This is a genomic window from Pseudomonadota bacterium, from assembly GCA_010028905.1.
GTDB lineage: Bacteria > Vulcanimicrobiota > Xenobia > RGZZ01 > RGZZ01 > RGZZ01.
The window spans coordinates 1-4,966 of the sequence record RGZZ01000375.1; the positions used below are offsets into that span (position 1 = coordinate 1).

The 4,966-nt window shown below is 66.4% G+C and carries 5 protein-coding genes and 1 pseudogene; 3 read left to right on the forward strand and 3 right to left on the reverse strand.

The window, feature by feature from the left end; translation table 11 throughout:
• The 3 genes from EB084_19385 to EB084_19395 form a co-directional block, all read left to right on the forward strand.
• Positions 1 to 562 (forward strand): hypothetical protein (locus tag EB084_19385; protein ID NDD30427.1); only part of this gene is annotated, 562 nt, incomplete at its 5' end.
• Positions 559 to 1,509: a glycosyltransferase gene (locus tag EB084_19390; GenBank protein ID NDD30428.1), complete on the forward strand. Its 951-nt coding sequence runs from the start codon at positions 559 to 561 to the stop codon at positions 1,507 to 1,509. The genes EB084_19385 and EB084_19390, both read left to right, overlap by 4 nt.
• Positions 1,506 to 2,660, forward strand: a complete 1,155-nt coding sequence (locus tag EB084_19395; GenBank protein NDD30429.1) for a lipopolysaccharide heptosyltransferase family protein — start codon at positions 1,506 to 1,508, stop codon at positions 2,658 to 2,660. Before EB084_19390 ends, EB084_19395 begins: the two co-directional genes overlap by 4 nt.
• A gap of 103 nt (positions 2,661 to 2,763) precedes the next feature.
• Here the strand turns inward: EB084_19395 and EB084_19400 are convergent.
• From EB084_19400 to EB084_19410, 3 genes and pseudogenes are all read right to left on the reverse strand, one after another.
• Positions 2,764 to 4,089 (reverse strand): annotated as a pseudogene (locus EB084_19400) (hypothetical protein).
• A gap of 49 nt (positions 4,090 to 4,138) precedes the next feature.
• Entirely contained in the window at positions 4,139 to 4,447 is a 309-nt protein-coding gene (locus EB084_19405) for a hypothetical protein (protein NDD30430.1), read from the reverse strand.
• A gap of 46 nt (positions 4,448 to 4,493) precedes the next feature.
• Positions 4,494 to 4,940, reverse strand: coding sequence for a hypothetical protein (locus EB084_19410; GenBank protein NDD30431.1), 447 nt, complete (start codon positions 4,938 to 4,940; stop codon positions 4,494 to 4,496).
• Between the last annotated feature and the right edge of the window lie 26 nt (positions 4,941 to 4,966).

Genomic DNA, 4,966 nt, shown 5'->3' on the forward strand with positions numbered 1-4,966 from the left:
CGACGCGCACGAGGCAGAGCGGCACATGCGCCTGCTCGAACCGCTGGGGGTGAGCGATGCACCCGGCCCCCTGTGGCTGCCTGCCAGCCCTGGTCCGGGTGAGGGGCCGGTCGCGTTGCATCTCTCGGCCAAGTGGCTGCAGGACGGCTACGACGAGTCGTGGCTGTCGGCACTGGTCGATCAGCTGGCCGATGCGCATCCGCTCGTGCTCACGGCGGGCGCGCTCGAAGGCGCGTGGGCGAAGGCGTTCTGCGCGCGGCTGCCCCGTCACCGCGGCATCGAGACCGTGCTCGACGTCTCGTTCGCCCAGTGGACACAGACCCTCGCGAGATGTCGCCACCTGGTCTCGATGGACACCGGCGCCGTGCATGTAGGCGCGGCGCTCAAGCTGCCGGTGATCGACGTGTTCCCGCGGGCGGGCGCCGATCGCTGCGTGGCCCGCTGGAAGCCCTGGATGGTTCCGCACGCCGTGGTGCTCCGAGATCCACGGGTTCCGTCTGATGACGGCATGTCGATCGTGCAAGAGATCGTCGCGGGGTCGCGAAAGATGATGGACGAATGAGTACCGCACCGCAGTTCAGCATCGTCGTGCCGACCTGGAACCGTCGTGAGACGCTCGAGGTGGTGCTGCCCGCTCTGCTGTCCCTCGACTTTGCTCCCGACGGGTACGAGGTGCTGCTGTGCGACAGCGGCTCCACCGACGGCACGGCCGAGCTGGTCGAACGGCTGCGCGCAACGCTCGACAATCCGGATCGGCTGCGTCTCTTCAGCGGCCCGAACCGCGGACGGGCCGGCGCGCGCAATGCGGGAATCCGTGAGGCCCGCGGCCACTTCGTGCTCTTCACCGACGCCGACATCATTGCCGACCCCCGACTCCTGGTCGAGCACGCACGCATCCACGCGGAGGGCCCCTGTGCCGTGGTCGGACGCGAGGTCCAGGTCGATACCCTCGACGAGTACGAGACCGTCAAGGCACAGCCCGCAGCAGGCCGCACCCTGCATCCGGACACCCGCAAGACCCTGTCGTGGCTCTACTTCCTCACGGGAAACGCGTCCGTTCCCCGCCAGACCCTCATCGACGTGGGCGGGTTCGATGAAGCGTTCACCGGCTATGGTCACGAAGACCTCGAGCTCGGATACCGCCTGCGCCAGCACGGGGTCACCATTCGCTACAACCCGCGAGCCGTGAACTACCACTGGCATCCGGTCTCGTTTCCGGAGAAGTGCGAGAAGATGAAGCTGGCGGGGCTCTCCACTGTTCGCTTCTACCAGAAGCATCAAGACGCGCGCATCAAGCTGCTGCTCGGGTGGAACCCCGTCTCGCTCGGCATGCACCGGCTCTTGTCGGTGAACCGGCGCATGGTGGCTGCGCTCGAGCGCAAGAGCGCCGATTCGAAGATCTGCTCTGAGCTGGTTCTGCAGTTTCACTACCTGAACGGAGTTCGGGAAGGGATGCGCTCCCTGCAACCGCCCCCTCCCCAGGGCCGCGCCTCGGCGCCTGGCGCATGAGCTTCGGCGAGAGCGGCCTCGCCGTTCCCCCGCGCGGCGCCGGGTTTCCGCCCTGGATGGACGTGCGCGTGGAATCGCCCCTCGACGTAGGCACGACGCGCAAGGTGCTCATCGTGCGAACAGACCATGTGGGCGATCTCGTGCTCTCCACTCCCTTCTTCGAGACCGTGCGCCGCAACCTCCCGCGCTCCCGGATCACCGCACTGGTGACACCCTACCTGCGTCAGGTGCTCGAGCGAAACCCATCCGTCGACCAGATCACGGTCATCGATCGCAATGACCGCGCCCAAGGTCGTGACGCCGTCATACGCGGGCTGCGCGATGAAGGCTACGATCTCTGCATCGCCCTCTCCCCTACCATGAACTCGTACGCCATCGCGCGCACCGTTCGCGCCCGCAATCGAGCAGGCTACATCTACTCGCGCCGATGGGTTCCTCGCGCCCTCTCCGGCATGCTGCTCACACATCGCGCCGTGTTCCACATCGACGCCCTCATCGAGAAGGGTCTCACGGTGCCGCACGAAGTCGATCAGACCCTCTGGTTCGCGCGCGCTCTCGGGTTCTCGGCTGAACCCGTGCCTTTGCGCGTGTATCCGGAACCGGCCCAGGCGCGCGCGATCTGGGCTGATCTTGGAGTCGAGCTCGCCGCCCTGACCGATGGCGCAGACTGGAACGCGGCCTCGCGCCGGGACAGCGCCTGGCTTGCCGTGCAGCTGTCACAGGCCTGGCTGCGACCACCGTGGAGCCTCGAGCACTTCACCGATCTTCTGAAGTCGCTGCGCGCCACCATCACCGACGCCAGAATCGTGGTGGTGTTCGGCCCAGGCGAGGCGGACGCGGGCCGTGAGCTCGCGACGGCCTCGCTTCCGGACGACGTCCATGTGCGCGGCAACCTCTCGTTCAGCCAGTGGGCCGGCCTCCTCGGCGGCGCTCGCATCGCCCTCTCCGGCGACACGGGCGCAGTGCATGTGGCCGCGGCCATGCGCACCCCGGTGGTGGCCGTCTATGAAGACGCGACCTATGACCTCTGCTCTCAGCAGTGGTCCCCCTGGATGGTGGCCCATCGAAAGGTTCGCAAGGGAGCCCCCCGCAACGACACCATCCCCCGCATCGTCGACGCTTGCGCTGATCTGTGGAAGCCGGGGCGCTGAGCGCCGCCGACCTCCAAGCCTACGAACAGGCGAACGCTCACGATCGGCGCGAACGGTGCAAGGCCTCCTGCACCTGTTCCCGCGGCAGCTGCTGCCACGTCGGGCCCAGCAGGTTGCGCAGCATCTTGATGGCTTCTTCGCGCGGCTGTCCGGTGCTCGCTTCGTACTGATGCCAGAAGGTCTGCCACCAGTCGGCCGGCTCGTGCTTCTCGCCGCGGTACTCGGTGGGCCTTCTCGTCTCAGGGCCAACGACGAGGCTGCCCACGTAGTCAGCCTTGTCATAGACCCGCGCGATCTGATCTGCGATGGCCTTCATATCGTCTGCGCTGGCGATGCCGTTCGATGTGGCCTTGTAGAACTGCACCGTCACCCGGATGGGGAAGTCAGGATCGCGTTCGACGGCGAGATTGTCGATCTCGGTGAACGGACCCTCGACCTTGCCGTGTCCGATGACTGCATTCTCCACGTCTGACCGGCGTTCCATCGAAGGCACGGCAGCGCCTTCGCAAGCAGAGGCGCAAGGCGCAGCAAAGAGCGCTCGCTGACGGCGCGCGACCTTGAGCGGCACCTGGATGAGCATCACCAGGTTCATCCCTTCCTCGCCCGCGGCGTGCGCAACGTGATGGCCGTTTCGCACAGAAGAGGGCTTGACGTCTGAGAGACGCTGGCCCGTGAGGCTGGCCCGCTCTCCGCCCTGATTGAAGAAGAGCCGCTGACCCCACGTGCGACCCGCCTCAAAGGCATCGCGCGTGTTGTCGATGATGGTGGCGCTCGTTCCCTCGCGCGTGGCGAGAATGGTGAGGACCGCGGGATTCTTCTCGTACGACTGGTAGTTGAAGAGCACCGCGTTGAAGGTCGCCTCCCCCTTCTTCGGAATGGGGAGGAAGCAAGCCTGGGCGCTCACCAGCGCGTGCGTATCGCGCGGCGCGAGCAGCGACGTTCGGGTTCCCTTCCACGACGAAGGCACGGTGAGATGCTCACGGATGTGACCCAGGTACTCACGCAGGCTGACCCTGTGCAGGGAACGTCCAGAACCGGCGCCACGCTTCTCATTGCCCACCAGGAGGTGGAACTGATCGAGCGAGATGTCCGCGGTGCGATCACTGAAGTTGGGGAAGCGCACAACGGGCATGCAGGTGAGGCGGTACTGATCGGTCCTGGGATTGCGATCCTGCACCTGGATGGTCATGTCGCTGATGTTGGGGCCGACGCAAGAGCCCTTGTAGCGACCGGTGTCTTCCCAGGTGAGATTCAGGATCTGGAGACCGTGGGCCTGAGCCTCGCGCGTGGCGCTGGGATCAGACACCATGTTGGCGGTGGCTTCGATGACCGAGGAATCGCTCGGCAGAGGCGCCCCGCCCGCGGGGGCTGACGCAACCGTGAATGCGAGCAAGGCCAGCAGCATGGAGACGACGACGAGACGATGCATGACGCTCCTCCTGGAGGTGATGCGCGTATCGTCGCACGTGTGCGCGGGTCTATTCCGTCGCCGCCTCTCCAGATTCATCAGCACCGGTGGTCATCGAAGAGATGAATCCGCCCCAGCCATAGGCGAGCACCTCGTCCATCGACGCCCAGCGCGAATCGACGAGCGACAGCCCAGGAAGGCGGCGGGCGAGCTCGGGACGCAGGAGATCGAGGGCGTGGGCCTCGTCGACCTGATCGGGCCGCGACCACACGAGCGCGCACTCATCGCACAGCAGCACGAGCGTCTCCTTGTCGGAGGCGACGCGAAATCCGACACGCCCTCCTCCCTTGCAGACCGGACAGTCCGAGTGAACGATCATGTACCACCTCTGTTCCACAGCAAGACGATCCTGCCCCGAAACCGGGTCAGGGCAACCGCCAGGCCCCACGCATACGCGCATGGACCGCGGCGGGCATCTGAACCAGCATCGGCTGGTCCTCTTCCCGCAGCCACTTCAGCATCTCCACGAGATGGGCCTCCTCGAGGGCCGTGCACCCCGCCGTCCCTGCGTCTGGCCCGCTCCAGATGTGCATGAAGATGCACGAGCCCGCGCCTGGCTGCACAGGATCGATGTTGTGCCCCACAAAGGCCCCCCAGCGATAGAGGCCGACGCGGCGCATGACCTCGGCGCTCTGCCAGTCGCGACGAACGCGCGTGCGGTCGACCACCGTGTTGTAGTGGGTCGATGCAGCGTCGTCAACGCACTCGCAGGGCTCGGTGATCTGCAGGTACGGGATGCGCAGCGGCAGCGCGCCGGAGGGCGCGAATCCGAATGCGCCCGTGAGGTGGAACACCCCGGCGGGCGAGCGCATGTCTCCCTCGCGCTTTCGCGGACCGC